The sequence below is a fragment of the Streptomyces sp. NPDC015220 genome (genome assembly GCF_043079345.1).
In the GTDB taxonomy this organism is placed as follows: domain Bacteria; phylum Actinomycetota; class Actinomycetes; order Streptomycetales; family Streptomycetaceae; genus Streptomyces.
On sequence record NZ_JBIBUK010000002.1, the window covers coordinates 65,589 to 92,224 of the forward strand.

Sequence of the window (26,636 nt, forward strand, 5' to 3'; positions counted from 1 at the left end):
TGTGGGCATGGAGGCTCAGTCATGCCCCTGCCAATCATCCCCCCGAAAAGGGAGGCGCAGCATGCGCTTCAGACACAGAGCCGCGGCAGGATTCGCGACCCTGTTGCTCCCCATGGCCGGACTGGTCGCGCTCACGGGTCCCGCCCACGCGGCGGCCGACGCGGCTTCCACGGCCACCGCCACGTTCACCAAGACCAGTGACTGGGGCGGGGGCTTCGGCGGTTCCTGGACCGTCAAGAACACCGGCACCTCGGCCATCAGCTCCTGGACCGTGGAGTGGGACTACCCCTCCGACACCAAGGTCACCTCCGCCTGGGACGCCACGGTCACCAACTCCGGCAACCACTGGACCGCCAAGAACGTCGGCTGGAACGGCAGCATCGCCCCCGGTGCGTCGGTCTCCTTCGGCTTCAACGGCACCGGCAGCGGCTCCCCCTCCGGCTGCAAGCTCAACGGCGGCAGCTGTGACGGCGGCCCGACCGTCCCCGGCGACAACCCCCCGTCCGCGCCGGGCACCCCGACCGCCTCCGGCGTCACCGACACCTCGGTGAAGCTCTCCTGGGGCGCGGCCACCGACGACAAGGGCGTCAAGAACTACGACGTCCTGCGCGACGGCAAGAAGATCGCGACCGTGACGACGACCTCGTACACGGACAGCGGCCTGACCGCCGGCACCGACTACTCCTACTCCGTGCAGGCCCGGGACACCGCCGACCAGACCGGTCCGGTCAGCGCCGCCGTCGCCGTGCACACCACCGGCGGCGGCACCACTCCCCCGCCCCCCGGCAACAAGGTCAAGCTCGGCTACTTCACCGAGTGGGGCATCTACGGCCGCAACTACAACGTCAAGAACCTGGTGACGTCCGGCTCCGCGGCCAAGATCACGCACATCAACTACGCCTTCGGCAACGTCACCGGCGGCAAGTGCGCGATCGGTGACTCCTACGCCGACTACGACAAGGCGTTCACCGCCGACCAGTCCGTCAGCGGCGTCGCCGACAACTGGGACCAGCCGCTGCGCGGCAACTTCAACCAGCTGCGCCAGCTGAAGGCCAAGTACCCGAACATCAAGGTCCTCTGGTCCTTCGGCGGCTGGACCTGGTCCGGCGGCTTCGGTGACGCGGCCAAGAACCCGGCGGCCTTCGCCCAGTCCTGCTACGACCTGGTGCACGACCCGCGCTGGGCCGATGTCTTCGACGGCATCGACATCGACTGGGAGTACCCGAACGCCTGCGGTCTCACCTGTGACACCAGCGGCCCGGCGGCCCTGAAGAACCTGACGGCCGCGCTCCGCGCCAAGTTCGGTTCCTCCGCGCTGATCACCGCCGCCACCACGGCGGACGGCTCGGCCGGCGGCAAGATCGACCTCACCGACTACGCCGGCGCCGCGCAGTACCTCGACTGGTACAACGTGATGACGTACGACTTCTTCGGCGCCTGGGACGCGAAGGGCCCGACCGCCCCGCACTCCCCGCTCACGTCGTACAGCGGCATCCCGAAGGACGGCTTCACCACCGCCGACGCGATGGCGAAGTTCAAGGCCCAGGGCGTGCCCGCCAAGAAGCTGCTGATCGGCATCGGCTTCTACGGCCGCGGCTGGACCGGCGTCACCCAGGACGCCCCCGGCGGCACCGCGACCGGCGCCGCGCCGGGCACCTACGAGGCCGGCATCGAGGACTACAAGGTCCTCAAGAACAGCTGCCCGGTCACCGGCACCATCGCCGGTACCGCGTACGCCCACTGCGGCAGCAACTGGTGGTCCTACGACACCCCGTCCACCATCAAGTCGAAGATGGCCTGGGCCAACAGCCAGGGCCTCGGCGGCGCCTTCTTCTGGGAGTTCAGCGGTGACACCAGCGACGGTGAACTGGTGAGCGCCCTCAGCAGCGGCCTGGCGTAAGCACGGCCCGCGCCGAGGAACACCGAAGCTCCCCCCGGACCTCGTCCGGGGGGAGCTTCTTCATGATCGCGACGGCCACCGGCGGTCGTTCACGACCACCGCCCCGCCGCAGTCGGCGGCCACGGGCCGCGCCGGTCGCCCCGGCTGCCGGGGGCCGCTTGCCGCCGCGCCGCGTCCGACCGCGTCCGGCGGCTCCGCGGCCTTGTCCAGCCGTGTCCGGCGGCCCCGCGGCCGAGGACGTTCCCGCCCGGCCGGCCGCCGAGGGACGCCGCGGGCGACGACGACCGGCCTCCCGGCCCCGGTCCAGGGCCCCTCACCCGGCGTGTGCGGCGGCTACGCCACGTTCACCCCGCACCGGTGGGTCGTGCCGCGGGAAGCGCCGTCGAGCGGAACCGCGCACGTCGCTCCGGGCGACCTGCGCCGTCCCCGAGCAGCCCCGCTGTCGGGTGGGGCACCCCCACTCGGCGAGTCGGGGCCCGCTCCCTGCGACGCCCGCCCCCAGCGGCCCCGCTGCCAGGGGAACCCCCGACCCAGCGAGTCCGGACGCCGCTCTACGCGACGTTCACCCGCTGGCCGGGGGGCGCAGCCTCCAGCCAGGCGAGGAAACCGGTCAGTGCGTCGTCGCTCATGGCCAGCTCCAGGCGCGTGCCCCGGTGCAGACAGGTGAGGATCACCGCGTCGGACAGCAGGGCGAGTTCCTCCTCGCCCTGGGGCAGCCGGCGGCCGGCCACCTCGATCGACGCCCGTTCCAGCGTGCGGCGGGGGCGCGGGGCGTAGGAGAAGACCCGGAACCACTCGACGCGGTCGCCGTTGTAGCGGGCTACGCCGTAGCTCCAGCCCTTGCCGCTGGTGTCGACGTCCTCCGGGGCGTCCCAGCGCAGGCTGCAGTCGAAGGTGCCGCCGGACCGCTGGATCAGCCTGCGTCGCAGACCGAAGACGAACAGTCCCACCACCACGAGCGCGACCACGACTCCGCACACAGTCAGAGCGAGGACCATCGGCACCGACCTCCTCGTCTCCTAGGTAATGGAACGGAAAAAACATCCACATCCACCGCAGCCGCGGCCGGTTCCGGATTCCTCCGGTACCGACCGCGGCTGAGTGACGTCATCGCATCCGCGCTGGGATCAGCGCGCCGCCGTCGCCGCCCTCAGGCGGACGTCCGCGCGACGCTCGGCGGAGGCGTCGCCCTCCGCCTTGGCGCGCTCGAGCTCCCGCTCCACGCGCTGGACGTCGATCTCGTCCGAGAGTTCGGCGATCTCCGCCAGCAGCGACAGCTTGTCGTCCGCGAACGAGACGAAACCGCCGTGCACCGCGGCGACGACCGTCCCGCCATCACTCGTACGGATGGTCACCGGGCCCGACTCCAGCACACCGAGCAGCGGCTGGTGACCGGGCATGACGCCGATGTCGCCGGACGTGGTACGCGCGACGACCAGAGTGGCCTCGCCGGACCAGACCTGGCGGTCGGCGGCGACCAGCTCGACGTGCAGCTCAGCAGCCAAGAGTGGCTCCTCGGGTCACCACCCGGTGGGATCACCGGGTGTTGGATACAAGTCTAGTAGGCCATGGAGCACCGAAGTGCCCGGGCCCGCCCCGGCTCGGCCGGGAGTCCCGGAGGTCACCCCTCCGGGAGATGCAGCAGTGGCGTGGCTGAGGGGGCGGGACGCGCCCGCCCCCTCAGGTGTGAGCCGTACGGCTCACTTCGAGCTCGAAGCTCAGGAGACGCCCAGCTCCTTGGCGTTGTTCTTCAGGTCCTCGAGACCACCGCACATGAAGAAGGCCTGCTCGGGGAAGTGGTCGTACTCGCCGTCGCAGATCGCGTTGAACGCGGCGATCGACTCCTCCAGCGGCACGTCCGAACCGTCCACGCCGGTGAACTGCTTGGCGACGTGGGTGTTCTGGGACAGGAAGCGCTCCACGCGACGGGCACGGTGGACGACGAGCTTGTCCTCCTCGCCGAGCTCGTCGATACCGAGGATCGCGATGATGTCCTGAAGGTCCTTGTACTTCTGCAGGATGTTCTTCACGCGCATGGCCGCGTTGTAGTGGTCCTGCGCGATGTAGCGCGGGTCCAGGATCCGGGACGTCGAGTCCAGCGGGTCCACGGCCGGGTAGATGCCCTTCTCGGAGATCGGACGGGACAGAACCGTCGTCGCGTCGAGGTGGGCGAAGGTGGTCGCCGGGGCCGGGTCGGTCAGGTCGTCGGCGGGGACGTAGATCGCCTGCATCGAGGTGATCGAGTGACCGCGGGTCGAGGTGATGCGCTCCTGGAGGAGGCCCATCTCGTCGGCCAGGTTCGGCTGGTAACCCACCGCGGACGGCATGCGGCCGAGCAGCGTGGAGACCTCGGAACCGGCCTGCGTGAAGCGGAAGATGTTGTCGATGAAGAACAGCACGTCCTGCTTCTGGACGTCGCGGAAGTACTCGGCCATGGTGAGGCCGGCCAGCGCGACGCGCAGACGGGTGCCCGGGGGCTCGTCCATCTGGCCGAAGACCAGCGCGGTCTTGTCGATGACGCCCGAGTCGGACATCTCCTCGATGAGGTCGTTGCCCTCACGGGTGCGCTCGCCGACACCGGCGAACACCGACACACCGTCGTGGTTGTTGGCGACGCGGTAGATCATCTCCTGGATGAGCACCGTCTTGCCGACGCCGGCGCCGCCGAACAGACCGATCTTGCCGCCCTTGACGTACGGGGTCAGCAGGTCGATGACCTTGACGCCGGTCTCGAACATCTCGGTCTTCGACTCGAGCTCGTCGAAGCGCGGGGCCTTGCGGTGGATGGACCAGCGCTCGCCCTCGTACTGCTCGTCGACGTTCAGCACCTCACCGAGGGTGTTGAACACCTTGCCCTTGGTGAAGTCGCCGACCGGGACGGTGATGCCGTCGCCGGTGTCGGTGACCGGGGCCTGGCGGACCAGACCGTCGGTGGGCTGCATGGAGATCGTGCGGACCAGGCCGTCACCCAGGTGCTGGGCGACCTCCAGGGTCAGGATCTTCTTCTCGCCCGCGTTCGCCGGGTCGGCGACCTCGACGTGCAGGGCGTTGTAGATGTCCGGCATCGCGTCGACGGGGAACTCCACGTCGACGACCGGGCCGATGACCCGCGCGACGCGGCCCGTCGCCGTGGCCGTCTCAACAGTGGTGGTCATTAGTTGTCACTCCCCGCGGTCGCGTCGGCCAGGGCACTCGCGCCACCGACGATCTCGCTGATTTCCTGGGTGATTTCGGCCTGGCGGGCCGCGTTGGCAAGACGGGAGAGCGTGTTGATCAGCTCGCCCGCGTTGTCGGTGGCCGACTTCATCGCGCGCCGCGTGGCGGCGTGCTTCGAAGCGGCCGACTGAAGCAGCGCGTTGTAGATCCGGCTCTCCACGTAGCGCGGCAGCAGGGCGTCGAGGACGTCCTCCGCCGAGGGCTCGAAGTCGTACAGCGGAAGGATCTCGTCCTTCTTCGACGACTCGGCCGCGACCTCGTCGAGGCGCAGCGGAAGCAGCCTGGGGTCGACCGCCGTCTGCGTCATCATCGAGACGAACTCGGTGTAGACGATGTGGAGTTCGTCCACGCCGCCGTCCGCCGTCTCCTTCTCGATGGCCTCGATCAGGGGCGCCGCGACCTTCTTGGCGTCCGCGTACGTCGGCTCGTCGGTGAAGCCCGTGAACGACTCCGCGACCTTGCGCTCACGGAAGTTGTAGTGGGCGACACCGCGCCGGCCGACGATGTACGTGTCGACCTGCTTGCCCTCGCGCTCCAGGCGCTCGGTCAGCTGCTCCGCGGCCTTGATGGCGTTGGAGTTGAAGGCGCCGGCCAGACCGCGGTCGCTCGTGAGGAGCAGGACCGCGGCACGGGTCGGGTTCTCGGCCTCCGTGGTCAGCGGGTGCTTGGTGTTCGAACCGGTGCCGACCGCCGTGACCGCGCGGGTCAGTTCCTGCGCGTACGGCGTGGAGGCCGCCACCTTGCGCTGCGCCTTGACGACGCGCGAGGCGGCGATCATCTCCATCGCCTTGGTGATCTTCTTGGTCGCGGTGACGGATCGGATGCGACGCTTGTAGACCCGGAGCTGGGCTCCCATGAGTCAGGTCCCTTCCTTACGTCACTTGGCGGCAGCGGCCGGAGTGTCCTCGCCGAGCAGCTTGCCGTCCGAGGTCTCGAACTGCTTCTTGAACTCGGCGACGGCGTCGTCGATCGCCTGGATCGTGTCGTTCGACATCTTGGCGCCCTCCTTGATGGAGGTCATGAGGCCCTGCTCCTTGCGGTGCAGGTGCTCCAGCAGCTCCTTCTCGAAGCGGCGGATGTCGGCGACCGGGACGTCGTCCATACGGCCGTTGGTGCCGGCCCACACGGAGACGACCTGGTCCTCGGTGGCCATCGGCTGGTACTGGTTCTGCTTCAGCAGCTCGACCATGCGCTGACCGCGCTCCAGCTGGGACTTGGAGGCCGCGTCCAGGTCGGAACCGAAGGCGGCGAACGCCTCGAGCTCACGGAACTGGGCGAGGTCCACGCGGAGGCGGCCGGAGACCTGGCGCATCGCCTTGTGCTGCGCGGAACCACCGACTCGGGAGACGGAGATACCGACGTTCAGCGCGGGGCGCTGACCGGCGTTGAACAGGTCCGACTCCAGGAAGCACTGGCCGTCGGTGATGGAGATGACGTTGGTCGGGATGAACGCCGAGACGTCGTTGGCCTTGGTCTCGACGATCGGCAGACCGGTCATCGAGCCGGCGCCCATGTCGTCGGAGAGCTTGGCGCAGCGCTCCAGCAGGCGGGAGTGCAGGTAGAAGACGTCACCCGGGTAGGCCTCGCGGCCCGGCGGGCGGCGCAGCAGCAGGGAGACGGCACGGTAGGCGTCGGCCTGCTTCGACAGGTCGTCGAAGATGATCAGGACGTGCTTGCCCTGGTACATCCAGTGCTGGCCGATGGCGGAACCGGTGTAGGGCGCCAGGTACTTGAAGCCGGCCGGGTCGGACGCCGGGGCGGCCACGATGGTCGTGTACTCCAGCGCGCCGTTCTCCTCCAGCGCGCGGCGGACCGACGCGATGGTGGAGCCCTTCTGGCCGATGGCGACGTAGATGCAGCGGACCTGCTTGTTCGGGTCGCCGGTGCGCCAGTTGTCGCGCTGGTTGATGATCGTGTCGACGGCCAGGGCGGTCTTGCCGGTCTGGCGGTCGCCGATGATCAGCTGACGCTGGCCGCGGCCGATCGGGGTCATGGCGTCGACGGCCTTGTAGCCCGTCTCCATCGGCTCATGCACCGACTTGCGCTGCATGACCGTGGGGGCCTGCAGTTCGAGGGCGCGGCGGCCCTCGGTGTCGATCTCGCCGAGGCCGTCGATCGGGTTGCCGAGCGGGTCCACCACGCGGCCGAGGTAGCCCTCGCCGACGGCGACGGACAGGACCTCGCCGGTGCGGGTGACCGGCTGGCCCTCCTCGATGCCGCTGAACTCACCGAGGACGATGGCACCGATCTCGCGCTCCTCGAGGTTGAGGGCGAGGCCGAGGGTGCCGTCCTCGAACTTCAGCAGCTCGTTGGCCATGGCCGAGGGCAGGCCCTCGACCTTCGCGATGCCGTCGCCGGCAAGGGTGACCGTACCGACCTCCTCGCGCGAGGCCGCGTCCGGCTTGTACGACTGGACGAAGTTCTCCAGCGCGTCCCGGATCTCCTCCGGCCGGATCGTGAGCTCCGCCATCTGGGTTCCCTGCTCTCCTTGTTGGGCCCGAAGTTTCACTTGGGGGGTATTCCACGAGTCGGGACTCCCCCCAATAAGAGGTGAATCCTCTGCACGGCCCAACCAGGGCCGTCGTGTACGTCTTGCGTGTTGAGTTGCTGCTAGCTCGCCATGCGGCGGGCGGCGTCGTCGAGCCGGTCCGCGAGGGAGCCGTTGATGATCTCGTCGCCGACCTGCACCCGGATCCCGCCGACGAGCTCGGGGTCCACGTCGAGGTTGAGGTGCATCTGGCGGCCGTAGAGCTTGCCGAGGGCGGCGCCGAGGCGTCGCTTCTGCGTGTCGCTCAGCGGGACCGCCGAGGTGACGACGGCGACCATGCGGTTGCGGCGGTCGGCGGCGAGCTTGGACAGGGACTCCAGTCCCGCTTCCAGGCTACGTCCCCGCGGCGCGGTCACAAGGCGCGTCACCAGTCGCTCGGTGATCCGGTTCGCCCGGCCGCCGAGCAGCCGCTGCAGCAGCTCGACCTTGGCCGAGGTGCTCGCGGCCCGGTCGGTCAGCGCGGCGCGCAGCTCGGTGCTGGAGGAGACGATCCGGCCGAAGCGGAACAGCTCGTCCTCGACGTCGTCGAGCGCGCTGCGCCGCTGGGCGGTGGTGAGGTCGGCGAGGTTCGCCAGCTCTTCCAGCGCGTCCACCAGGTCACGGGGCTGCGACCAGCGCGAGCGCACGGTCCCGGACACCAGGTCGACGGTCGCGCTGCCGACCTGGTCGCCGAGCAGGCGCTGGACCAGAGTGGCCTTGGCCTCGCCGGACTGCGCCGGGTCGGTGAGGACCCGACGCAGGCCTACCTCGCGGTGGAGCAGCGCGGTGACGGCCGCCAGCTCGTCGGCGAGCCGCGCGGCGTCGGCGGACGAGGTGTCCGTCAGCGCGTCGAGACGCTCACGTGCGGCGGTCAGGGCCTCGCGGCTCGCTCCGTTCATCGCGCGGCCTCGGCCTTCTCCTCGAGCTCGTCGAGGAAGCGGTCGATCACGCGGCTCTGCCGGGCGTGGTCCTCGAGGGACTCGCCGACGAGCTTGCCGGCCAGCTCGGTGGCGAGCTTGCCGACGTCCTGGCGGAGCACGGACGAGGCGGCCTTGCGGTCGGCGTCGATCTGGGCGTGACCGGCGGCGACGATCTCCTCGCGCTGACGCTGGCCCTCGGCCCGCATCTCGGCGATGAGCGTGGCGCCCTGCTCCTGGGCCTCCTGGCGCAGGCGCGCGGCCTCGTGCCGGGCTTCGGCCAGCTGGGCCTTGTACTGCTCGAGGACGCTCTGGGCCTCGACCTTCATGGCCTCGGCCTCTTCGATGCCGCCTTCGATCGCCGAGCGGCGCTCCTCCAGAACCTTGTTGATGTTCGGCAGGAGCTTCTTCCCGAGGAAGAAGAAGACGATGGCGAAGGTGACGAGGCCGATGACCAGCTCGGGGCCCGGCGGGATGAGGGGGTTCTGCGAACCCTCCTCCGCCAGCTGCACCATCTGCTGTGTCAGCTGCATGTCATCAGTGCCTTTCCCTAAGGGTGGGGTCGTCCGCCGTCGGTTTACTTGTAGGTGTAAACGAACGGCATGACGATGCCGATGAGGGCGAGCGCCTCACAGAAGGCGAAGCCCAGGATCTGGTTGGCACGGATCAGACCGGCGGCCTCGGGCTGGCGGGCGAGCGCCTGGGTGCCGTTGCCGAAGATGATGCCGATGCCGATGCCGGGACCGATGGCGGCGAGGCCGTAGCCGACGGAGGCGATGGAGCCGGTGACGGCGGCAAGGGTCTCAGTGGCAGCCATGCTGATTCTTCCTTCTCTTTCAAGGACCGGTGGGGGTTGGCCACCGGACGTCTGTGTCGGGGCGGGGGCGGAACGGTGGCTCAGTGGTGCTCGGCCAGAGCGCCCTGAACGTAGGAGCAGGCCAGGAGGACGAACACGTACGCCTGGACGGCCTGGACGAAGAGCTCGAACAGGATCATGACCATGGCCATGATGAACGAGACGGCGCCGGCCGCGACCAGCCAGCTGTTCATCAGGTACCAGCTCGCGACGGTGAACATCACGAGCAGCAGGTGACCGGCGAACATGTTGGCGAACAGTCGCACCGCGTGGGTGAACGGGCGGACCAGGACGTTCGAGAAGAACTCGATGACCACGACGAGCGGCAGCACCGGGCCGAGCGACTTGTCGTAGCCGGTCAGGTTCTTCATGCCGCCGGCGAAGCCGTGCTTCTTGAACGTCAGGACCATCCAGGTCACGTAGACGCACAGGGCCAGGGCGGCCGGGTAGGCGATGATCGACGTCACCGGGAACTGGGCGACCGGGATGATCGACCACAGGTTCATGATCCAGATGAAGAAGAACAGCGAGACCATGAACGGGACGAACTTCTCGCCCTCGCGCTTGCCGAGCGTCTCGTAGACGATGCCGCGGCGCACGAAGTCGTAGCCCGCCTCGCCGACCATCTGCAGCTTGCCCGGGACCACCTTGGCCTTGCTGAAGGCGGCCCAGAAGAAGCCGACGACGACCAGCGAGGTGATGATGGCGAGCAGCATCGGCTTGTCGAAGTCGTAGCCGCCGACCGAGAACATCGGCTTGAAGAGGAAGGAGTGGAGGCCCGGCGAAGGGAAGCCGCAGCCGTTGTCGGCGAAGACGCGGCAGCTCCAGTCGAAGGCGAGCGTGGTCTGTTCAGCACTCACCGCGGGCTCCTTCAGCGTGGCGCATGGGTACGGCAACCTCGTTGTGTCGGCGCGGCGAGCAGCCGCGGGTCGGCACCGGACTGGTGTTACGGATGTGGGGACGGCGGGCGGGCATCGTGCCTCGCGATCGGACAGGCGTCAGCTCAGATGCCCGCGCCCGCGATGCCGCAGTTGGCACCGGACGATAGCAGGAGATCTCGTGCGTCTTTATCCCGGCCCTACCCCTCACGACGAGGGCCCTGTCTTCTCGGGCTTGTCGCTCTTCTCGGATTCCGGTTCGACGTAGAAGATCTTGGCCTTCATGTGCGCCCGCGCCTGGGCCGCCATCCATACGACGGTCGCGGCGATGAGCGAGAAGGCGAACGCCTTCGCGTTGAACAGGGAAGTCCCCTTGAAGACCGCCAAGAAGATCATGAGCAGCAGCAGTTGGGCGACATAGAGCATGAGGCCCATGGCCTGGAAGAGCTGCGGAAGCGTTTTCGCCGTCCACTGCAGGACATAGAGACCGATGCCCATGTAGAGGATGGCGAGAACCACGCCGACCACGGCCCCGGTCGCGCCCTTGCCGCCGGCGACCGCACCACTGACCGCCACCGCGACCACACCGGCAGCTGCGGTGGGCACGGCGGTGTGCAGTAGGTTCCGGACGTCATTGGACGGCATGGCGGCAACTCCGCTTTCGCAGGGGGGCAGGGGTGTCGTCATGGACGAGCGTAGTCCCCGGTTCGAGAGAGGAACCTCATCACCAAGAGACCCGTGCATTCGGGTCCTTCGGCTCTGTCCGGGGTTCTCGTGAACCGTATCACAAACTATTTGATGAGGTCTTTACCTGATGGGTGTGCTGGCTGTCACACATGAGAGTGAGGCCGCCCGTCTGTGCAAAAACCGAGCCAACTTGTCTGGTATTTAGGCGCTTTGTTCCCCCACGAGATGGCAACGCTTTAGTCAGATTCTTACCTTGGGCGTCAGCGCGACGTCCCCGCCCCGCGTCCGTCGAGGAGACGCGAACGGGGGCCCACGGCGGTAGCGCCGTTGACTCCGGACACCCCGGCCACGATCGGCGCGGGATGCTCGTGGGGCGCGAGGGGGCCGTCCGCCGCACCCGTCCCGTCGGCCTTGGCACGGGCCTCGGCGGCGCCGGACAGGGCCGCCGGCGTGGAGGCGCCGGGCGCCGTGGCCACGCTCCGCCCGCGGCGGTAGCGCGGCGGCACGAACCGCTCGGCCCAGCGCGGGGCGCGCGGCGTGAACCGCGGCAGCAGGAGCAGCACCAGACCCACGAAGCTCAGGAAGACGATGCCCAGCACGATCCACATGGACGCGGAGTTGACCGAGTAGCCGAGCGCGCCGAACCCGATCACCGCGGCCCAGAAGTACATGATCAGCACGGCCCGGCTGTGCGAGTGGCCGATCTGCAGGAGCCGGTGGTGCAGGTGGCCGCGGTCCGCGGCGAACGGCGACTGTCCGCGCCAGGTGCGCCGCACCACCGCGAAGACGAAGTCGGCGGTCGGGATCGCGATGATCGTCAGCGGCATCAGCAGCGGGATGTAGACCGGCACCATCTGGTGCACCGCGTTGCGCTCGGAGCCGGAGAAGAGCTTCATCACGTCCGGGTCGACCTGCCCGGTCACCGAGATCGCGCCGGCCGCCAGCACCAGGCCGATGAGCATGGAGCCGGAGTCGCCCATGAAGATCCGCGCGGGGTGCATGTTGTGCGGCAGGAAGCCCAGGCACATGCCCATCAGCACGGCCGCGAAGAGGGTGGCCGGGGCGGCGGCCTCGATGCCGTACGAGTACCAGATCCGGTAGGCGTACATGAAGAACGCGGCGGCCGCGATGCACACCATGCCGGCGGCCAGGCCGTCCAGGCCGTCGACGAAGTTGACCGCGTTGATCGTGATGACGACCAGCGCCACCGTCAGCAGCGTGCCCTGCCACTGGGTCAGCGCGACCGTGCCGACGCCCGGGACCGGCAGCCACAGGATCGTCAGACCCTGCATGACCATCACACCGGCCGCGATCATCTGGCCGCCCAGCTTGATCAGGGCGTCGATCTCGAACTTGTCGTCCAGGACGCCGATCAGCCAGATCAGCGCGGCGCCGGAGAGCAGCGCGCGCGGCTCGTTGGACTTCTCGAAGACCTCGTTCAGATTGGTGAGGTGGTCGGCGGCCAGCAGGCCCGCGCACATGCCGAAGAACATCGCGATACCGCCGAGCCGCGGAGTGGGTTCCCGGTGCACGTCCCGTGCCCGGATCTCCGGCATCGCCCCCGCCACGATCGCGAACTTGCGCACCGGCCCTGTCAGCAGGTACGTCACCGCGGCCGTGATGCAGAGCGTCAGCAGGTATTCACGCACGGGCATTCCCCACAGGTCTCGCTGGCCATCTCAGCCCCACACACTATCGACGCGGGCATATGTATGGGGACTTCCGGGTAGCGACGATGGTTGCACGTGTGGCTGTGTGCGGTTTCGTCCGCCCCCCGGCCCGGCCCCTCTCAGCCGGGGTAGGGCGGGAACGCTCCGGTGAGCTCGCGCACGTCCTCACGGGCCCGCGCGCCGTCGAGCTCGCCGCGCAGCACCTTGCCGAGCAGCACGGCGATCCGCGCCATCTCCTCCTGTCCCATGCCCTGGGTGGTCACCGCGGCGGTGCCCAGCCGCAGCCCCCGGGCGTCGGTGTGCGGCAGCGCACAGCAGTCGAGGACCATCCCGGCCGCGGCCAGCCGCCCCCGCGCGGTGCGCCCGTCCACGCCGAGCGGCGCCGGGTCCGCGGTGATCAGATGGGTGTCGGTGCCGCCGGTGGTGACCGCCAGCCCCTCGGCGGCCAGGTAGGCGGCCAGCACGCGCGCGTTGGCGACCACCTGGTGGGCGTAGGCGCCGAACGCCGGGGTGGACGCCTCGCCGAACGCGACGGCCTTCGCGGCGATGGTGTGCATCTGGGCGCCGCCCTGGGTGAACGGGAAAACCGCCCGGTCGACCCGCTCGGCCAGCTCGGCCCCGCACAGGAGCATCCCGCCGCGCGGCCCGCGCAGCACCTTGTGGGTGGTGGCGCACACCACGTCGGCGTAGGGCACGGGACTGGGCGCCGCTCCCCCGGCGACGAGCCCGATGGGGTGCGCGGCGTCCGCGATCAGATACGCGCCCACCTCGTCGGCGACCGAGCGGAAGAAGGCGTAGTCCAGGTGGCGCGGATAGGCGATCGACCCGCAGACGATCGCCTTGGGGCGGTGCGTACGGGCCAGGGTGCGCACCTGGAGGTGGTCGATGAGCCCGCTCTCGGCGTCGACGCCGTACCCGACGAAGTCGAACCAGCGTCCGGAGAAGTTCGCGGGCGAGCCGTGCGTGAGGTGACCGCCGTACGGCAGCCCGAGGGCCAGCACGGTGTCCCCGGGGCGCAGCAGGGCGGCGTAGGCGGCCAGCACGGCGGAGGAGCCGGAGTGCGACTGCACATTGGCGTGCTCGGCGCCGAACAGCGCCTTCGCCCGCTCCACGGCCAGCCGTTCGGCCGCGTCGACGAGCTCGCAGCCCCCGTGGTGACGGGCGCCCGGATATCCCTCGGCGTACTTGTTCGCCAGCGCCGAGCCGAGCGCGGCCAGCACCGCCGGCGAGGTGAAGTTCTCCGCCGCGATCAGTTGCAGCGTCGTCGACTGCCGGTCCAGCTCAGCCAGCAGCAGATCGGCCACTTCTCGGTCCTGCCGCCGCAGGACATCGCCCTCAAGCGCGGGGATGACCGACATGGTGCTTCTCCGGACGGTCGACGGTGACGTACGTCCAATGTAGGCCCGTCCCGGGGCCTGCGCGCGGTTGTTAGGCCTTCACGGGCACGTCGGGCCCGGTGGGGCGGGCCGGGGCGCGCTGGCGCCCGTGACGGCCGGACACGCCCCCGGGGGGCCGTGCGCCCTCAGGCCCGCGCCGCGACCCCCGTCAGCGCCGTCACCACAGGGTCCAGCGCCTGGTGTATCTCGTCGCCGATCGACCGGAAGAAGGGCAGCGGGGCGCCGTAGGGGTCGTGGACCTCGTCCGCGTCCGCCGTGGGCGCCAGCAGCCATCCGCGCAGCGCGGCGGCGGCGCGGACCAGCGCGCGGGCGCGCTCGACCACACCGTCCTCCAGCGGCGGCAGCGTGGCCGGGTCTATCGCCCTGACCAGACGGGTGAACTCCTTGAGCGTGAAGGTGCGCAGACCGGCCGAATGGCCCATGGAGACCACCTGGGCACGGTGGTCGCGGGTCGCGGTGAGGACCAGGTCGGCCATGATCACGTGCTCGTCGAGGAGTTCGCGGCCGGTGAACCCGGAGGCGTCCGCGCCGAAGTCCGCGAGGACCGTCTCCGCGTTGGTCTCCATCGGCGCGCCCTCGTGTCCCCAGGTGCCGGCGCTCTCCACGATCAGCCCGCCGCCGGCCGGGTCGCCGAGCCGGTCCGCCAGGAAGTGCCGGGTCAGCCGCTCGGTGATGGGCGAGCGGCACACGTTGCCGGTGCTGACGTGGAGGATGCGAAAGGTGTCGTGGGGTGGGCCCGGCCGCGCCGGGATCCCCGTCCCGTCCGCTCCGCCTATGCCACGCCCCGCGTCAGGGGCCGTCAATTCGCCACCTCGAGGTCGGGTACGACCTTCCGCAGCTCCTCCGGCGACAGCGCGCCCTCACGGAGCAGTACGGGCACCTCGCGGGTGACGTCGACGATGGAGGACGGCACGTTGCCGGGGGTGGGGCCGCCGTCGAGGTAGACGGAGACGGAGTCGCCGAGCATCTCCTGGGCCGCGTCGCAGGTCTCCGGCGACGGGTGGCCGCTGAGGTTCGCCGAGGACACGGCCATCGGTCCGACCTCGGTGAGCAGCTCGATGGCGACCGGGTGCAGCGGCATGCGCACGGCGACGGTGCCCCGGGTCTCCCCCAGGTCCCACTGGAGGGACGGCTGGTGCCGGGCGACCAGCGTCAGCGCGCCCGGCCAGAACGCGTCGACCAGCTCCCAGGCCATCTCGGAGAAGTCCGTGACCAGGCCGTGCAGCGTGTTCGGGGATCCGATCAGGACCGGCGAGGGCATGTTGCGGCCCCGGCCCTTGGCGGCGAGCAGGTCGCCCACGGCCTCCGAGGAGAACGCGTCGGCGCCGATGCCGTACACCGTGTCGGTCGGCAGCACCACGAGTTCGCCCCGGCGGACGGCGGACGCGGCCTCGCGCAGACCCGTCACGCGGTCGGTCGCGTCATTGGTGTCGTATCGCCGTGCCATTGTCAGCGGGCCTCCTCGTACACGTACTGCTGGTCTGAAGTCCTGGTGGGCGGCTGCGCGGGGGTCACGGCAGCGCCTTGCGGGCGGTCGCGAACCGCGGCCGGTTGTTGAGGTCCGGGTGGTCGGCCGCGTCGGCCCAGCCCCGTTCCTCGGTGAAGATCCACGGCACCTGTCCGCCCTGGGTGTCGGCGTGCTCGATCACGACGACGCCGCCCGGGCGCAGCAGCCGGTGCGCGGTGCGCTCGATGCCGCGGATCAGGTCGAGGCCGTCCTCCCCCGAGAACAACGCCATCTCGGGGTCGTAGTCGCGGGCCTCGGGGGCGACGTACTCCCATTCGGTGAGCGGGATGTACGGCGGGTTGGAGATGACGAGGTCGACCTGGCCGTCGAGGTCCGGGAAGGCGGTCAGGGCGTCGCCCTGGCGCAGGTCGACCCTGGACCCCTCGACGTTCTTGCGGGTCCACCGCAGCGCGTCCTCGCTGAGCTCCACGGCGTGCACGCGGGAGCGCGGCACCTCCTGGGCGAGGGCGAGCGCGATGGCGCCCGAGCCGGTGCACAGGTCGACGATGCTCGGCTCGACCACGTCCATGGCGCGTACGGCGTCTATGGCCCAGCCGACCACCGACTCGGTCTCCGGACGCGGCACGAACACGCCGGGTCCGACCTGGAGCTCCAGGTAGCGGAAGTAGGCCCGCCCGGTGATGTGCTGAAGGGGCTCGCGCTGCTCGCGGCGGGCGATGACCTCCCAGTACCGGGCGTCGAAGTCGGCGTCGCGCACGGAGTGCAGCTGGCCGCGCTTGACGCCGTGCACGAAGGCGGCGAGCTCTTCGGCGTCGGTGCGCGGCGAGGGCACGCCGGCGTCGGCCAGCCGCTGGGTGGCCTGCGCCACCTCCGCGAGCAGCACGCTGCGGGGGCTTGGGGGTCGCCCCCCAAATTCTTGCTGCACGCTGGTCCTCCGGTGCTCGTGCTTCGTCCTGTGTGCCTTCGCGCGGCCCGTCGCGGCCGTGCGCGGCCTGCCCGACCCGTCCTCAGGCGGCCGCGAGCTTGGCGGCCGAGTCCGCGTCGACGCAGGCCTGGATCACCGCGGCGAGTTCGCCGTCCAGGACCTGGTCCAGGTTGTACGCCTTGAAGCCCACGCGGTGGTCCGAGATGCGGTTCTCCGGGAAGTTGTAGGTGCGGATCTTCTCGGAGCGGTCGACGGTGCGGACCTGGCTGCGGCGGGCGTCCGCGGCCTCCTTCTCCGCCTCCTCCTGCGCCATGGCGAGCAGCCTGGAGCGCAGGATACGCATCGCCTGCTCCTTGTTCTGCAACTGGCTCTTCTCGTTCTGGCAGGAGGCCACGACTCCGGTGGGCAGGTGCGTGATGCGCACCGCGGAGTCGGTGGTGTTGACGGACTGGCCGCCGGGGCCGGAGGACCGGTAGACGTCGATGCGCAGGTCGTTGGGGTTGATCTCCACGTCGACCTCCTCGGCCTCGGGGGTCACCAGGACGCCCGCCGCGGAGGTGTGGATACGGCCCTGGGACTCGGTGGCCGGCACGCGCTGCACACGGTGCACGCCGCCCTCGTACTTCAGCCGGGCCCACACGCCCTGGCCGGGCTCGATCTGCCCGCGGGCCTTCACCGCGACCTGCACGTCCTTGTAGCCGCCCAGCTCGGACTCGGTGGCGTCGATGATCTCGGTCTTCCAGCCGACGCGCTCGGCGTAGCGCAGGTACATGCGCAGCAGGTCACCGGCGAACAGCGCCGACTCGTCGCCGCCCGCGCCCGCCTTGATCTCCAGGATGACGTCCTTGTCGTCGCTGGGGTCGCGCGGGACGAGCAGCAGGCGCAGCTTCTCGGTGAGTGCCTCGCGCTGCTTGTCCAGCTCCTTGACCTCGGCGGCGAAGTCCGGGTCGTCGGCGGCCAGTTCGCGCGCGGTCTCGATGTCGTCGCCCGTCTGCTTCCAGGAGCGGTACGTGGCGACGATCGGGGTGAGCTCGGCGTAACGCTTGTTCAGCTTGCGCGCGTTGGCCTGGTCGGCGTGGACCGACGGATCGGCGAGCTTCTTCTCCAGGTCGGCGTGCTCGGCGACGAGTTCCTCGACGGCCTCGAACATCTTTCGGCTCCTGTACTGCCTGTACTGCTGGTAGGGGGAAGGCGGGCGACCAAAAACGCCGGTCCCGGCCCGCCCTGCGAAGGGGCACGGCCGTGGACCGGCGAAAAGGGGCTCGCTACTTCTTGGAGCCGGCGGCAGCCTTGCCGAAGCGGGCCTCGAAGCGGGCCACACGGCCACCGGTGTCGAGGATCTTCTGCTTGCCCGTGTAGAACGGGTGGCACTCGGAGCAGACCTCGGCCCGGATGGTGCCGGACTCGATGGTGCTGCGGGTGGTGAACGACGCGCCGCAGGTGCAGCTGACCTGCGTCTCGACGTACTCGGGGTGGATGTCGCGCTTCAAGGTGTCTCCTATGTTCCGGGAGGGCGCCGGGTCGCGGCCGCGGGATGCGGAAGCGTGAACCGGAGCCGACGTACCAGTCTGCCAGGACTGGCGCCATCCCCCAAAACCGGGGGGCGGTCCGGGGTATTCCCGGGCCCCTCCCGGCCCCCGCTCCCGGGCCGGCGCCCGCCCGAGGGGCGGTCCGCGCCCGGACGGCGGCCCGCCCGGACAGGGGGCGAGGTCCGCGCCCGGACGGCGGCCCGCCCGGGGACGGTGCGCGTCCGGACGGGCGGCGTGCCGGGGGACGGTCCGCGCTCGGTCCGGCGGTGTGTCCGGGCGTGGCTCAGGACGAGTTCACGACGTCCTTGGCCTCGCCGGTGGCGGTGCCCTCGGTGGCGCTCGCCGGGATCGGCAGGTCGGCCTTGAGCGCGTTCCACACCTGCTTCGCCTTGGACTCGTCGACGACGACCCGGTTGGCGTCGGCGGTGTCGTACTGCACCGGCATCGTCACCATGCGCATCTGGGAGGCGCCGATGCCCTTCAGGCCCCCGGCGAAGGAGACCAGCGAGTTGACCGAGCCGAGGTCGGAGTCGGTGGTGACGGCCTTGGTGGCGGTGTCGGCGAGGTCGTAGAGCTTCTTGGGGCTGGTGAACAGGCCGACCTGCCTGACCTGGTTCACCAGTGCCTTGACGAAGGCCTGCTGGAGCTGGATGCGGCCGAGGTCGGAGCCGTCGCCGACGCCGTGCCGGGTGCGGACCAGGCCGAGGGCCTGCTGCCCGTCCAGGGTGTGGGTGCCCGCGCCGAGGTTCAGGTGGCTGTTCGGGTCGTGGATGGCCCGGGTGGTGGTGACCTGGACGCCGCCGAGGTCGTCGATGAGCTTCTGGAAGCCGCTGAAGTCGACCTCCAGGTAGTGGTCCATGCGCAGGCCGGTGATCGACTCGACGGTCTTCACCGCGCAGGCCGCGCCGCCGGTGCCGTAGGACTCGTTGAACATCACATTGTGCGCGGCCCGGTGCGCGCCACCCTGGGCGTCGGTGCACTCGGGGCGGTCGACGAGGGTGTCGCGGGGTATGGAGACCACGCTGGCCTTCTTGTGGCCCTCGTACACGTGCACGATCATCGCGGTGTCGGAGCGGGCGCTTCCGTCGTCGGCGCCGCCGCCCAGCTTCTTGTTGCCGCCGGAGCGGCTGTCGGAGCCCAGGACCAGGATGTTCTCGGAGCCGTTGTCCACCTTGACGGGCCGGTCGGTGCCGAGGGCCTGGTTGATGTCGACCGTCTTGAGGTTGTCGTTGAGCTTGAAGTACACGTAGCCGGCGCCGGTGCCGCCGAGCACCACGATCCCCGCCGCCGTCCACACCGTGGCCGTCAGCGCCCTGCGCCGCCCCGTGGGGGGCTTGCGGCGGTGGCCCTTGGCGGTGGTCCCTCGTCTGCTGCTCGTGGTGCCGGTCTCCCCCGGTATGCCCGGGTCCGGCGTGCTCTGGGCGGACATGCGCTCCTCAGCTCTCGTAACCGGTCGGTTACCCCCTGTTTTCGGGGACAGGCCCGGTCTGTCCGTGCTCCTGGAGGACGAGTACCGCGCCATCGTCGTTCGTACGGTCAGACGGGGGATCCGCGGAAAAAGTTGCACGGCGACCCGTGGGGAAGTTCTCGCCGGGCCCCGGCCGCGCCGCGTACGGCCCCGCCGAGCGGCGCGCGGGGGCGGCGGTACACGGCCGTCCCGTTCGGTCGGCGTACCGCCGCGCACCGCGCCGACGGGCGGCCCTGGGCGGGGGAAGCGCGTCGGCCGTCACGGCCGACGCGCCCGGCACGCTCGGTGGCCTCGCCCTGACGGACATACACCACCGTCACGGCCGGCGCACGCGGGCCCGCATGGGGGCCGGGCGCGGGGCGGCCGGGTGCACGCGGTCCCTCGGGCCCGTACACCGGGTGCGGGGCCGGGGCACGCCGTCGCTCGGGCCCGCACACGGCGAAGGGCCGCCCCCTGGCGGGAGCGGCCCTTCGTCTGCGAACGGTGCGGATCAGTCGCCGTTGCCCGGTGCCGGGGTCGTCTTCTGGATCTGCATCAGGAACTCGATGTTCGACTTGGTCTGCTTCATCTTGTCGAGGAGCAGTTCGATCGCCTGCTGCTGGTCGAGCGCGTGCAGCACCCGGCGCAGCTTCCAGACGACGGCCAGCTCCTCGGCGCCGAGCAGGATCTCCTCCTTGCGGGTGCCGGACGCGTCGACGTCCACCGCCGGGAAGATGCGCTTGTCGGCGAGCTTCCGGTCGAGCTTGAGCTCCATGTTGCCGGTGCCCTTGAACTCCTCGAAGATCACCTCGTCCATGCGGGACCCGGTGTCCACCAGGGCGGTGGCGAGGATGGTCAGCGAACCGCCGTCCTCGATGTTGCGGGCCGCACCGAAGAAGCGCTTCGGCGGGTACAGGGCCGTGGAGTCGACACCACCGGACAGGATGCGGCCGGAGGCCGGGGCGGCGAGGTTGTACGCGCGGCCCAGACGGGTGATCGAGTCCAGCAGGACGACCACGTCGTGACCCAGCTCGACGAGGCGCTTGGCGCGCTCGATGGCCAGCTCGGCGACGGTGGTGTGGTCCTCGGCCGGGCGGTCGAAGGTCGAGGAGATGACCTCGCCCTTGACCGACCGCTGCATGTCGGTGACCTCTTCCGGACGCTCGTCGACGAGGACGACCATCAGGTGGCACTCGGGGTTGTTGCGGGTGATCGCGTTGGCGATCGCCTGCATGATCATGGTCTTGCCGGTCTTCGGCGGGGCCACGATCAGACCGCGCTGGCCCTTACCGATCGGCGACACCAGGTCGATGATGCGGGTGGTGAGGACACCGGGGTCGGTCTCCAGACGGAGCCGGTCCTGCGGGTACAGCGGCGTGAGCTTGTTGAACTCCGGCCGTCCGCGGCCGTGTTCGGGCGCCATGCCGTTCACGGAGTCCAGGCGGACCAGCGCGTTGAACTTCTCGCGGCGCTCGCCCTCCTTGGGCTGGCGCACGGCGCCGGTGACGTGGTCGCCCTTGCGCAGGCCGTTCTTGCGGACCTGGGCGAGGGAGACGTACACGTCGTTCGGGCCGGGCAGGTAGCCGGAGGTGCGGATGAACGCGTAGTTGTCGAGGATGTCCAGGATGCCCGCGACCGGGATCAGGACGTCGTCCTCGGCGATCTGCGGCTCCTGCACGTCGTCACGGCCACGACGGCCACGACGGTCGCGGTAGCGGCCGCGACGGCCACGGCGGCCGCCGTCGAAGTCGTCGTCGTCCTGCGGGCCGGCGTTGCGGTCCTGACGGCCGCCGCCCTGCTGCTGGCTCTGCTGCTGACGCCGGCCGTCCTGGCCCTGCTGGTCGTCGCCCTTGCCACGGCGGTCGCGATCGCGGTCACGGTCGCGGTCGCGATCCCGGTCGCGGCCGCGCTCACGGCGATCGCGGCGGCGGCCCTCGCCGCCGTCGGCGTCGGCCTTGGCCTCGCCCTGGGCGGCCTGCTGCGGCTGCTGCGCGGGGGTCTCGGCCTTCGGCTCGCTCTTCGCCTCGGCGGCGACGGTCTCGGCGCCGCCCGCCGGGCTGCCCGCCTCGGCGGTGGCCCGGCGCCGGCGGCGCTCCACGGGAGCGTCCTCGCTGGCCGGCTGGCCGGGAATCTCGATCTGCTGCTGGGCCACGGCCTTCTCGGCGGGGGCGGCGGCCTTCTTGGTGGCCGCGGCGTCGTCGCCCGTGCGGGCGCGGGAGGTGGCGCGGCGCTTCGGCTTGGTCTCGGCGTCGCCCGCGGCGGGAGCCGCGGCGGCCTTCGCGGGGGCGGCGCCCCCGCCCGCCTGCGCCTCCTTGATGACCTCGATCAGCTGGCTCTTGCGCATCCGCGCGGTGCCCCTGATACCGAGGCCGGATGCGACCTGCTGCAGCTCGGCCAGCACCATGCCCTCGAGGCCGGTACCGCGGCGCCGCCGGGAGCCGGCACCGGTGGCAGGCGCGGAGGCGTCCGTGGCGGGCGCGGCAGCGGTCTCCTCGACACGTGCGCCCATCAGATCGGTGGTGTCGCTCACGAAGGGTCCTTCCCTGGAGCGGACGTCGGCCTGTCTGGCTCGGCGACCGGTTGTGCTGTCCGGCTTCGATCCTTGCTGTGTGGACCGTGCCGGGGCGGTGGTCCGCCTAAACGGCGGAAGAGATATCTGGTGACTGGCGCTTCCCCGGCATTTCGTGGCACCGAGTGTCACGTGGCCTGGTCGCGCCGATTCCGGAGCGTGCCCAGTGGACCGCTCAGCATCCGCGTACGACGTACTGCCCGGATACGGCGTACGGAACACAGAATGGCTTGGGGAGCTCCCGGAAGAATGTTGGTCCCGGACGGGGACACGAAGCACCTCGCCATGGTGGGGTCGGGTGCAGACTTGAGGTTAACACTACCGGATCCAACAAACATTCCCCCTCTCGAAATCCGGCAATCGCGTGTCAGCCCGACAGCGGCAGCACGCTCGCGCCCTGGAGGTCCAGGGCCAGCCGGTTCGCGGCCCATTCGGGTCCCGCGAGACGCTCCACCTTGTCGGCGCCGTCGGCGTCGGCCAGTGCCATGACCGTGGGTCCGGCGCCGGAGATGACCGCGGGGATCCCGTCCGCCCGCAGCCGCTCCACCAGCGCGGCGCTCTCCGGCATGGCCGGGGCGCGGTACTCCTGGTGGAGGCGGTCCTCGGTGGCGGGCAGCAGCAGCTCGGGGCGCCTGGTCAGGGCCTCGACGAGCAGGGCGGCACGGCCCGCGTTGACGGCGGCGTCGACGTGCGGCACGGTGCGCGGCAGCAGTCCGCGCGCGGTCTCGGTCAGGACCGGCTTCCCGGGCACGAAAACCACCGGAACGATGGAATCGGAGGGCTCCATCCTGATCGCCCGGGCAGCTCCGGACTCCATCCAGGACAGGGTGAAACCGCCCAGCAGACAGGCCGCCACATTGTCCGGGTGGCCCTCGATCTCGGTGGCCAGCTCCAGCAGCGCGGTGTCGTCGAGCCGGGCCTCGCCGCCTATGGTCACGGCGCGGGCGGCGACGATGCCGGCACAGATGGCGGCGGAGGAGGACCCGAGGCCGCGGCCGTGCGGGATGCGGTTCGCGCAGACGATCTCCAGGCCGCGCGGCTGGCCGCCGAGGACGTCGAAGGCGGTGCGCAGCGACCGTACGAGCAGGTGCTTCTCGTCACGCGGCAGCGTCTCGCTGCCCTCGCCCGCGATGTCGATGTGCAGCCCGGAGTCGGCCACCCGGACGACCACGTCGTCGTAGAGCCCCAGCGCGAGGCCGAGGGCGTCGAAGCCCGGGCCGAGGTTGGCGCTGGTGGCGGGGACGCGCACCCGGACGGCGGCGGCGCGGAACGCTGGACCGGCCATCGCTCGTTGACTCTCCTTGAGGCTGCGGGGTGGTCGAATGAAGTTCGCCGGACTTCCAGTGGATTTCCGGATCTCCTACGGACATTCGACCGACGTTCGACTTGCTTTCGACGGGGACGAAAGGACCCTGGGCCGCGACCGCGGGGACGACGCGGTGCCGCACGACATGCGCGGGCATATGCGGCGGGCGGGTTCGGTACAGCCTATCGAAGGAAGGTTCTGTGGCGACATAGGGCGCACAGGAGGCGCACGATGCGTGTCGTAAGCCCCCCGTGCACCTTCGCACAGGTCCCCCGCGCAGTGCGCCATCGGACGTCGCGGGGTCGCGCGACGCGGTGCGCCGAAGTGCGGGTGCGGTGGCGCGATGTGGTGCGTGGCGCGGTGCCCGATGCATGCGGTGGCGCGCGGTGATGCGGTGGCGCCATGTGATGCGGCGGCGCGGTGCGCGATCTGGTGCGGTGGCGCGATGTGATGCGGTGCGCGTCGAGCGCGTGGGCCCGTGCGGGGCCGTACGGGGCGCGGTCCGGGAGTGCGCGCTGGACGCGATCCGGGGAGTAAGCGCCGGCTGCGGGACGTGGGCCGGGTACGTGCGGGACGCGAGTTCCGGTCACCGTCGCGGCGCGACCCGCACTCCGGTCGCCGTGGTCCGCGGCGGTGGCACGGAGTGCACCGTTCCGCCGCCGACCGACGCCGGGCGAGCCCGTTCCCGTTGAGTACCGGGTCGGGCGACGCCCGGCTCGCGGACCTGGACGAACCCCGGCTCGCGGCCGCACACGGCCCGCGAGCCCGGCCCGAATCAGACCGGGCCCGGCCGCGTCAGGACGGGCCCGGCCGCATCGGGCCGGGCCCTCCGGATCAGGCCAGGCCCAGCCGCTCCGCCGCGGTGGCCGCGTCGACCGGGACGGTGACCGGCTGCGGGGCGCCGGCGACGGCCCAGTCGGGGTCCTTGAGGCCGTTGCCGGTGACGGTGCAGACGATCCGCTGCCCCGGGTCGACCTTGCCCTGCTCGGCGGCCTTCAGCAGACCGGCTACGGACGCGGCCGACGCCGGCTCGACGAAGACGCCCTCCTGTGCGGCCAACAGCCGGTAGGCGCGCAGGATCTCACGGTCCGTCACCTCGTCGATGGCGCCGCCGGACTCGTCGCGCGCGGCGAGGGCGTACGTCCAGGAGGCGGGGTTGCCGATGCGGATCGCGGTGGCGATGGTCGACGGGTCCTTGACGACCTCGCCGCGCACGATCGGAGCGCTGCCGGACGCCTGGAAGCCCCACATGCGCGGGGTCCTGGTGGCGACACCGTCGGCCGCGTACTCCCGGTACCCCTTCCAATAGGCGGTGATGTTGCCCGCGTTGCCCACCGGGAGGACATGTATGTCGGGTGCGTCGCCGAGCATGTCGACGATCTCGAAGGCGGCCGTCTTCTGCCCCTCGATGCGCACCGGGTTGACCGAATTGACCAGCGCCACCGGGTAGTTGTCGCTGAGCGAGCGGGCGAGGGTGAGGCAGTCGTCGAAGTTGCCGTCGACCTGGAGGATCTTGGCGCCGTGCACCAGGGCCTGGCCCATCTTGCCGAGCGCGATCTTGCCCTGCGGCACGAGCACGGCGGAGACCATCCCGGCCCGTACCGCGTAGGCGGCGGCGGAGGCGGAGGTGTTGCCGGTGGAGGCGCAGATGACCGCCTTGGCGCCCTCCTCCTTGGCCTTGCTGATCGCCATGGTCATGCCGCGGTCCTTGAAGGACCCGGTCGGGTTCGCGCCCTCGACCTTGAGGTGGACCTCGCAGCCGGTGCGCTCGGAGAGCACCTGCGCGGGCACGAGGGGCGTGCCGCCCTCGCGGAGCGTGACGACCGGCGTGCTGCCGGACACCGGCAGCCGGTCCCGGTACTCCTCGATGATTCCGCGCCACTGGTGGGTCATTGCTGGTTACTCTCCTTCAACCCGCATGATGCTGGCGACGCCCCGCACGGTGTCGAGGCTGCGCAGCGCCTCGACGGTGCCGGTGAGGGCGGCGTCGGACGCTCGGTGGGTGACGACGACGAGGGAGGCCTCGCCGTCCTTGCCCTGCTGGCGAACAGTGTCGATGGACACGCCGTGCTCGGCGAACACGGTGGCGACCTGGGCGAGGACGCCCGGCTTGTCGGCGACGTCCAGGCTGATGTGGTAGCGCGTGACGACGTCGCCCATGGGCGAGACGGGCAGGGCGGCGTACGCCGACTCGCCGGGTCCGGTGGTGCCGTGGAGCCGGTTGCGGCAGACGGCGACGAGGTCGCCGAGGACGGCGGAGGCGGTGGGCGAACCGCCGGCGCCGGGCCCGTAGAACATGAGCTGCCCGGCGGCCTCGGACTCGACGAAGACGGCGTTGTAGGCGCCGCGCACCGAGGCCAGCGGGTGGCCGAGCGGGATCATCGCGGGGTGCACGCGCGCGGTGACGGAGGCGCCGTCGGCGGCCCGCTCGCAGATGGCGAGCAGCTTGATGGTGCAGCCCATCTCCTTGGCGGAGGCGAAGTCCGCCGCGGTGACCTCGGTCATGCCCTCGCGGTAGACGTCGTCCAGGCGCACCCGCGTGTGGAAGGCGATCCCGGCGAGGATGGCCGCCTTGGCGGCGGCGTCGAACCCCTCGACGTCGGCGGTCGGGTCGGCCTCGGCGTACCCGAGCGCGGTGGCCTCGTCCAGGGCCTCCTGGTAGCCGGCCCCGGTGGAGTCCATCTTGTCGAGGATGAAGTTGGTGGTGCCGTTGACGATGCCGAGCACCCGGTTGACCTTGTCGCCGGCCAGGGACTCGCGCAGCGGCCGGATCAGCGGGATGGCGCCGGCGACGGCGGCCTCGTAGTACAGGTCCTTGTCGTTCTCGTCCGCCGCGGCGTGCAGCGCGGCGCCGTCCTGGGCGAGGAGGGCCTTGTTGGCGGAGACGACGGAGGCGCCGTGCTCGAAGGCGGTGGTGATGAGCGTCCGGGCGGGCTCGATCCCGCCGATCACCTCGACGACGACGTCGATGTCGCCGCGTTTGACCAGGGCGGTGGCGTCGGTGGTGACGAGGGCGGGGTCGATGCCCTCGCGGACCTTGGAGGGCCGGCGGACGGCGACCCCGGCGAGCTCCACCGGGGCCCCGATCCGGGCGGCGAGGTCGTCGGCGTGCGTCGTCATGATGCGCGCCACCTCTGAGCCGACGACCCCACAGCCCAGCAGCGCCACCTTCAGCGGACGCGTACGCATCATCCGACCTCGTTTCCTCATACCGTCTACGGTTCGACCAGTCTCACTCACCGGACCGCAGTTTCTGTCATTTGTCCGGATCGTGAGACGTTTATTTCATTTTCGCGGGGCCTGAAGACGGAGATCTTCCGGCCTCGCGACGTCCTCTCCGCCGT

23 protein-coding genes are annotated in these 26,636 nt (G+C 70.6%); 1 reads left to right on the forward strand and 22 read right to left on the reverse strand.

Annotated features, from left to right (window positions below):
* Nucleotides 1–61: 61 nt before the first annotated feature.
* Complete coding sequence (locus ACF061_RS05215; RefSeq protein ID WP_392265457.1) at nucleotides 62–1,900, forward strand: glycosyl hydrolase family 18 protein; 1,839 nt, start codon at nucleotides 62–64, stop codon at nucleotides 1,898–1,900.
* Between the two features lie 551 nt (nucleotides 1,901–2,451).
* On the opposite strand, the gene ACF061_RS05220 is transcribed toward ACF061_RS05215, so the two are convergent.
* The 22 genes from ACF061_RS05220 to ACF061_RS05325 all read right to left on the reverse strand — a co-directional run bounded on the left by ACF061_RS05220 (nucleotide 2,452) and on the right by ACF061_RS05325 (nucleotide 26,484).
* Nucleotides 2,452–2,898 carry a DUF2550 domain-containing protein gene (locus ACF061_RS05220; protein ID WP_392265458.1) on the reverse strand — a complete coding sequence of 149 codons (447 nt, stop codon included), beginning with the start codon at nucleotides 2,896–2,898 and terminating at the stop codon, nucleotides 2,452–2,454.
* 129 nt (nucleotides 2,899–3,027) lie between these two features.
* Nucleotides 3,028–3,405 carry a F0F1 ATP synthase subunit epsilon gene (locus ACF061_RS05225; protein ID WP_392265459.1) on the reverse strand — a complete coding sequence of 126 codons (378 nt, stop codon included), beginning with the start codon at nucleotides 3,403–3,405 and terminating at the stop codon, nucleotides 3,028–3,030.
* A gap of 213 nt (nucleotides 3,406–3,618) precedes the next feature.
* On the reverse strand, nucleotides 3,619–5,055 hold the full coding sequence (atpD, locus tag ACF061_RS05230) for a F0F1 ATP synthase subunit beta (protein ID WP_392265460.1): 1,437 nt from the start codon (nucleotides 5,053–5,055) through the stop codon (nucleotides 3,619–3,621).
* Nucleotides 5,055–5,972 (reverse strand): F0F1 ATP synthase subunit gamma, encoded by a 918-nt coding sequence (locus ACF061_RS05235; protein WP_392265461.1) that lies wholly within the window; start codon nucleotides 5,970–5,972, stop codon nucleotides 5,055–5,057. Before ACF061_RS05235 ends, atpD begins: the two co-directional genes overlap by 1 nt.
* Nucleotides 5,973–5,993: 21 nt before the next feature.
* The gene (atpA, locus tag ACF061_RS05240; protein ID WP_392265462.1) at nucleotides 5,994–7,586 is read right to left on the reverse strand and encodes a F0F1 ATP synthase subunit alpha; all 1,593 of its coding nucleotides are present in this window, start codon (nucleotides 7,584–7,586) and stop codon (nucleotides 5,994–5,996) included.
* A 140-nt stretch (nucleotides 7,587–7,726) separates the two neighbouring features.
* Nucleotides 7,727–8,542: a F0F1 ATP synthase subunit delta gene (locus ACF061_RS05245; protein WP_392265463.1), complete on the reverse strand. Its 816-nt coding sequence runs from the start codon at nucleotides 8,540–8,542 to the stop codon at nucleotides 7,727–7,729.
* Nucleotides 8,539–9,093 carry a F0F1 ATP synthase subunit B gene (locus ACF061_RS05250; protein WP_392265464.1) on the reverse strand — a complete coding sequence of 185 codons (555 nt, stop codon included), beginning with the start codon at nucleotides 9,091–9,093 and terminating at the stop codon, nucleotides 8,539–8,541. The genes ACF061_RS05245 and ACF061_RS05250 overlap by 4 nt, the downstream gene beginning before the upstream one ends.
* 44 nt (nucleotides 9,094–9,137) lie before the next feature.
* A complete protein-coding gene (atpE, locus tag ACF061_RS05255) occupies nucleotides 9,138–9,377 on the reverse strand; it encodes an ATP synthase F0 subunit C (protein ID WP_018571456.1) in 240 nt (79 codons plus the stop codon).
* A gap of 80 nt (nucleotides 9,378–9,457) precedes the next feature.
* Nucleotides 9,458–10,276, reverse strand: a complete 819-nt coding sequence (atpB, locus tag ACF061_RS05260; RefSeq protein ID WP_392265465.1) for a F0F1 ATP synthase subunit A — start codon at nucleotides 10,274–10,276, stop codon at nucleotides 9,458–9,460.
* A gap of 225 nt (nucleotides 10,277–10,501) precedes the next feature.
* Entirely contained in the window at nucleotides 10,502–10,939 is a 438-nt protein-coding gene (locus ACF061_RS05265) for a hypothetical protein (protein WP_392265466.1), read from the reverse strand.
* Between the two features lie 302 nt (nucleotides 10,940–11,241).
* Nucleotides 11,242–12,630, reverse strand: coding sequence for an undecaprenyl/decaprenyl-phosphate alpha-N-acetylglucosaminyl 1-phosphate transferase (locus ACF061_RS05270; protein ID WP_392265467.1), 1,389 nt, complete (start codon nucleotides 12,628–12,630; stop codon nucleotides 11,242–11,244).
* 140 nt (nucleotides 12,631–12,770) lie between these two features.
* Nucleotides 12,771–14,009: a serine hydroxymethyltransferase gene (gene glyA, locus ACF061_RS05275; RefSeq protein WP_392265468.1), complete on the reverse strand. Its 1,239-nt coding sequence runs from the start codon at nucleotides 14,007–14,009 to the stop codon at nucleotides 12,771–12,773.
* A gap of 164 nt (nucleotides 14,010–14,173) precedes the next feature.
* Nucleotides 14,174–14,851, reverse strand: coding sequence for a protein-tyrosine-phosphatase (locus ACF061_RS05280; RefSeq protein ID WP_392265469.1), 678 nt, complete (start codon nucleotides 14,849–14,851; stop codon nucleotides 14,174–14,176).
* Entirely contained in the window at nucleotides 14,848–15,495 is a 648-nt protein-coding gene (locus ACF061_RS05285) for an L-threonylcarbamoyladenylate synthase (RefSeq protein WP_392265470.1), read from the reverse strand. Before ACF061_RS05285 ends, ACF061_RS05280 begins: the two co-directional genes overlap by 4 nt.
* A 64-nt stretch (nucleotides 15,496–15,559) precedes the next feature.
* Nucleotides 15,560–16,399 carry a peptide chain release factor N(5)-glutamine methyltransferase gene (gene prmC, locus ACF061_RS05290; RefSeq protein ID WP_392265471.1) on the reverse strand — a complete coding sequence of 280 codons (840 nt, stop codon included), beginning with the start codon at nucleotides 16,397–16,399 and terminating at the stop codon, nucleotides 15,560–15,562.
* Between the two features lie 124 nt (nucleotides 16,400–16,523).
* On the reverse strand, nucleotides 16,524–17,591 hold the full coding sequence (gene prfA, locus ACF061_RS05295; protein ID WP_392265472.1) for a peptide chain release factor 1: 1,068 nt from the start codon (nucleotides 17,589–17,591) through the stop codon (nucleotides 16,524–16,526).
* Between the two features lie 115 nt (nucleotides 17,592–17,706).
* On the reverse strand, nucleotides 17,707–17,931 hold the full coding sequence (gene rpmE / locus ACF061_RS05300; protein ID WP_019326867.1) for a 50S ribosomal protein L31: 225 nt from the start codon (nucleotides 17,929–17,931) through the stop codon (nucleotides 17,707–17,709).
* Nucleotides 17,932–18,253: 322 nt separating this feature from the next.
* The gene (locus ACF061_RS05305; RefSeq protein ID WP_392265473.1) at nucleotides 18,254–19,399 is read right to left on the reverse strand and encodes an LCP family protein; all 1,146 of its coding nucleotides are present in this window, start codon (nucleotides 19,397–19,399) and stop codon (nucleotides 18,254–18,256) included.
* A gap of 529 nt (nucleotides 19,400–19,928) precedes the next feature.
* Nucleotides 19,929–21,947 (reverse strand): transcription termination factor Rho, encoded by a 2,019-nt coding sequence (rho, locus tag ACF061_RS05310; RefSeq protein WP_392265474.1) that lies wholly within the window; start codon nucleotides 21,945–21,947, stop codon nucleotides 19,929–19,931.
* A 406-nt stretch (nucleotides 21,948–22,353) separates the two neighbouring features.
* Complete coding sequence (gene thrB, locus ACF061_RS05315; protein ID WP_392265475.1) at nucleotides 22,354–23,271, reverse strand: homoserine kinase; 918 nt, start codon at nucleotides 23,269–23,271, stop codon at nucleotides 22,354–22,356.
* Between the two features lie 855 nt (nucleotides 23,272–24,126).
* Nucleotides 24,127–25,185 carry a threonine synthase gene (gene thrC / locus ACF061_RS05320; RefSeq protein WP_392265476.1) on the reverse strand — a complete coding sequence of 353 codons (1,059 nt, stop codon included), beginning with the start codon at nucleotides 25,183–25,185 and terminating at the stop codon, nucleotides 24,127–24,129.
* Between the two features lie 6 nt (nucleotides 25,186–25,191).
* Entirely contained in the window at nucleotides 25,192–26,484 is a 1,293-nt protein-coding gene (locus ACF061_RS05325) for a homoserine dehydrogenase (protein WP_392265477.1), read from the reverse strand.
* Nucleotides 26,485–26,636: the final 152 nt, after the last annotated feature.

What these genes read in the sequence shown, in the direction of transcription:
- ACF061_RS05215 (WP_392265457.1), top strand. Translation starts at nt 62, where the DNA reads ATGCGCTTCAGACACAGAGCCGCGGCAGGATTCGCGACCCTGTTGCTC.
- ACF061_RS05220 (WP_392265458.1), bottom strand. Translation starts at nt 2,898, where the DNA reads ATGGTCCTCGCTCTGACTGTGTGCGGAGTCGTGGTCGCGCTCGTGGTG.
- atpD (WP_392265460.1), bottom strand. Translation starts at nt 5,055, where the DNA reads ATGACCACCACTGTTGAGACGGCCACGGCGACGGGCCGCGTCGCGCGG.
- ACF061_RS05235 (WP_392265461.1), bottom strand. Translation starts at nt 5,972, where the DNA reads ATGGGAGCCCAGCTCCGGGTCTACAAGCGTCGCATCCGATCCGTCACC.
- atpA (WP_392265462.1), bottom strand. Translation starts at nt 7,586, where the DNA reads ATGGCGGAGCTCACGATCCGGCCGGAGGAGATCCGGGACGCGCTGGAG.
- ACF061_RS05245 (WP_392265463.1), bottom strand. Translation starts at nt 8,542, where the DNA reads ATGAACGGAGCGAGCCGCGAGGCCCTGACCGCCGCACGTGAGCGTCTC.
- ACF061_RS05250 (WP_392265464.1), bottom strand. Translation starts at nt 9,093, where the DNA reads ATGCAGCTGACACAGCAGATGGTGCAGCTGGCGGAGGAGGGTTCGCAG.
- atpE (WP_018571456.1), bottom strand. Translation starts at nt 9,377, where the DNA reads ATGGCTGCCACTGAGACCCTTGCCGCCGTCACCGGCTCCATCGCCTCC.
- ACF061_RS05265 (WP_392265466.1), bottom strand. Translation starts at nt 10,939, where the DNA reads ATGCCGTCCAATGACGTCCGGAACCTACTGCACACCGCCGTGCCCACC.
- glyA (WP_392265468.1), bottom strand. Translation starts at nt 14,009, where the DNA reads ATGTCGGTCATCCCCGCGCTTGAGGGCGATGTCCTGCGGCGGCAGGAC.
- ACF061_RS05285 (WP_392265470.1), bottom strand. Translation starts at nt 15,495, where the DNA reads ATGGCACGGCGATACGACACCAATGACGCGACCGACCGCGTGACGGGT.
- prfA (WP_392265472.1), bottom strand. Translation starts at nt 17,591, where the DNA reads ATGTTCGAGGCCGTCGAGGAACTCGTCGCCGAGCACGCCGACCTGGAG.
- ACF061_RS05305 (WP_392265473.1), bottom strand. Translation starts at nt 19,399, where the DNA reads ATGTCCGCCCAGAGCACGCCGGACCCGGGCATACCGGGGGAGACCGGC.
- thrB (WP_392265475.1), bottom strand. Translation starts at nt 23,271, where the DNA reads ATGGCCGGTCCAGCGTTCCGCGCCGCCGCCGTCCGGGTGCGCGTCCCC.
- thrC (WP_392265476.1), bottom strand. Translation starts at nt 25,185, where the DNA reads ATGACCCACCAGTGGCGCGGAATCATCGAGGAGTACCGGGACCGGCTG.
- ACF061_RS05325 (WP_392265477.1), bottom strand. Translation starts at nt 26,484, where the DNA reads ATGATGCGTACGCGTCCGCTGAAGGTGGCGCTGCTGGGCTGTGGGGTC.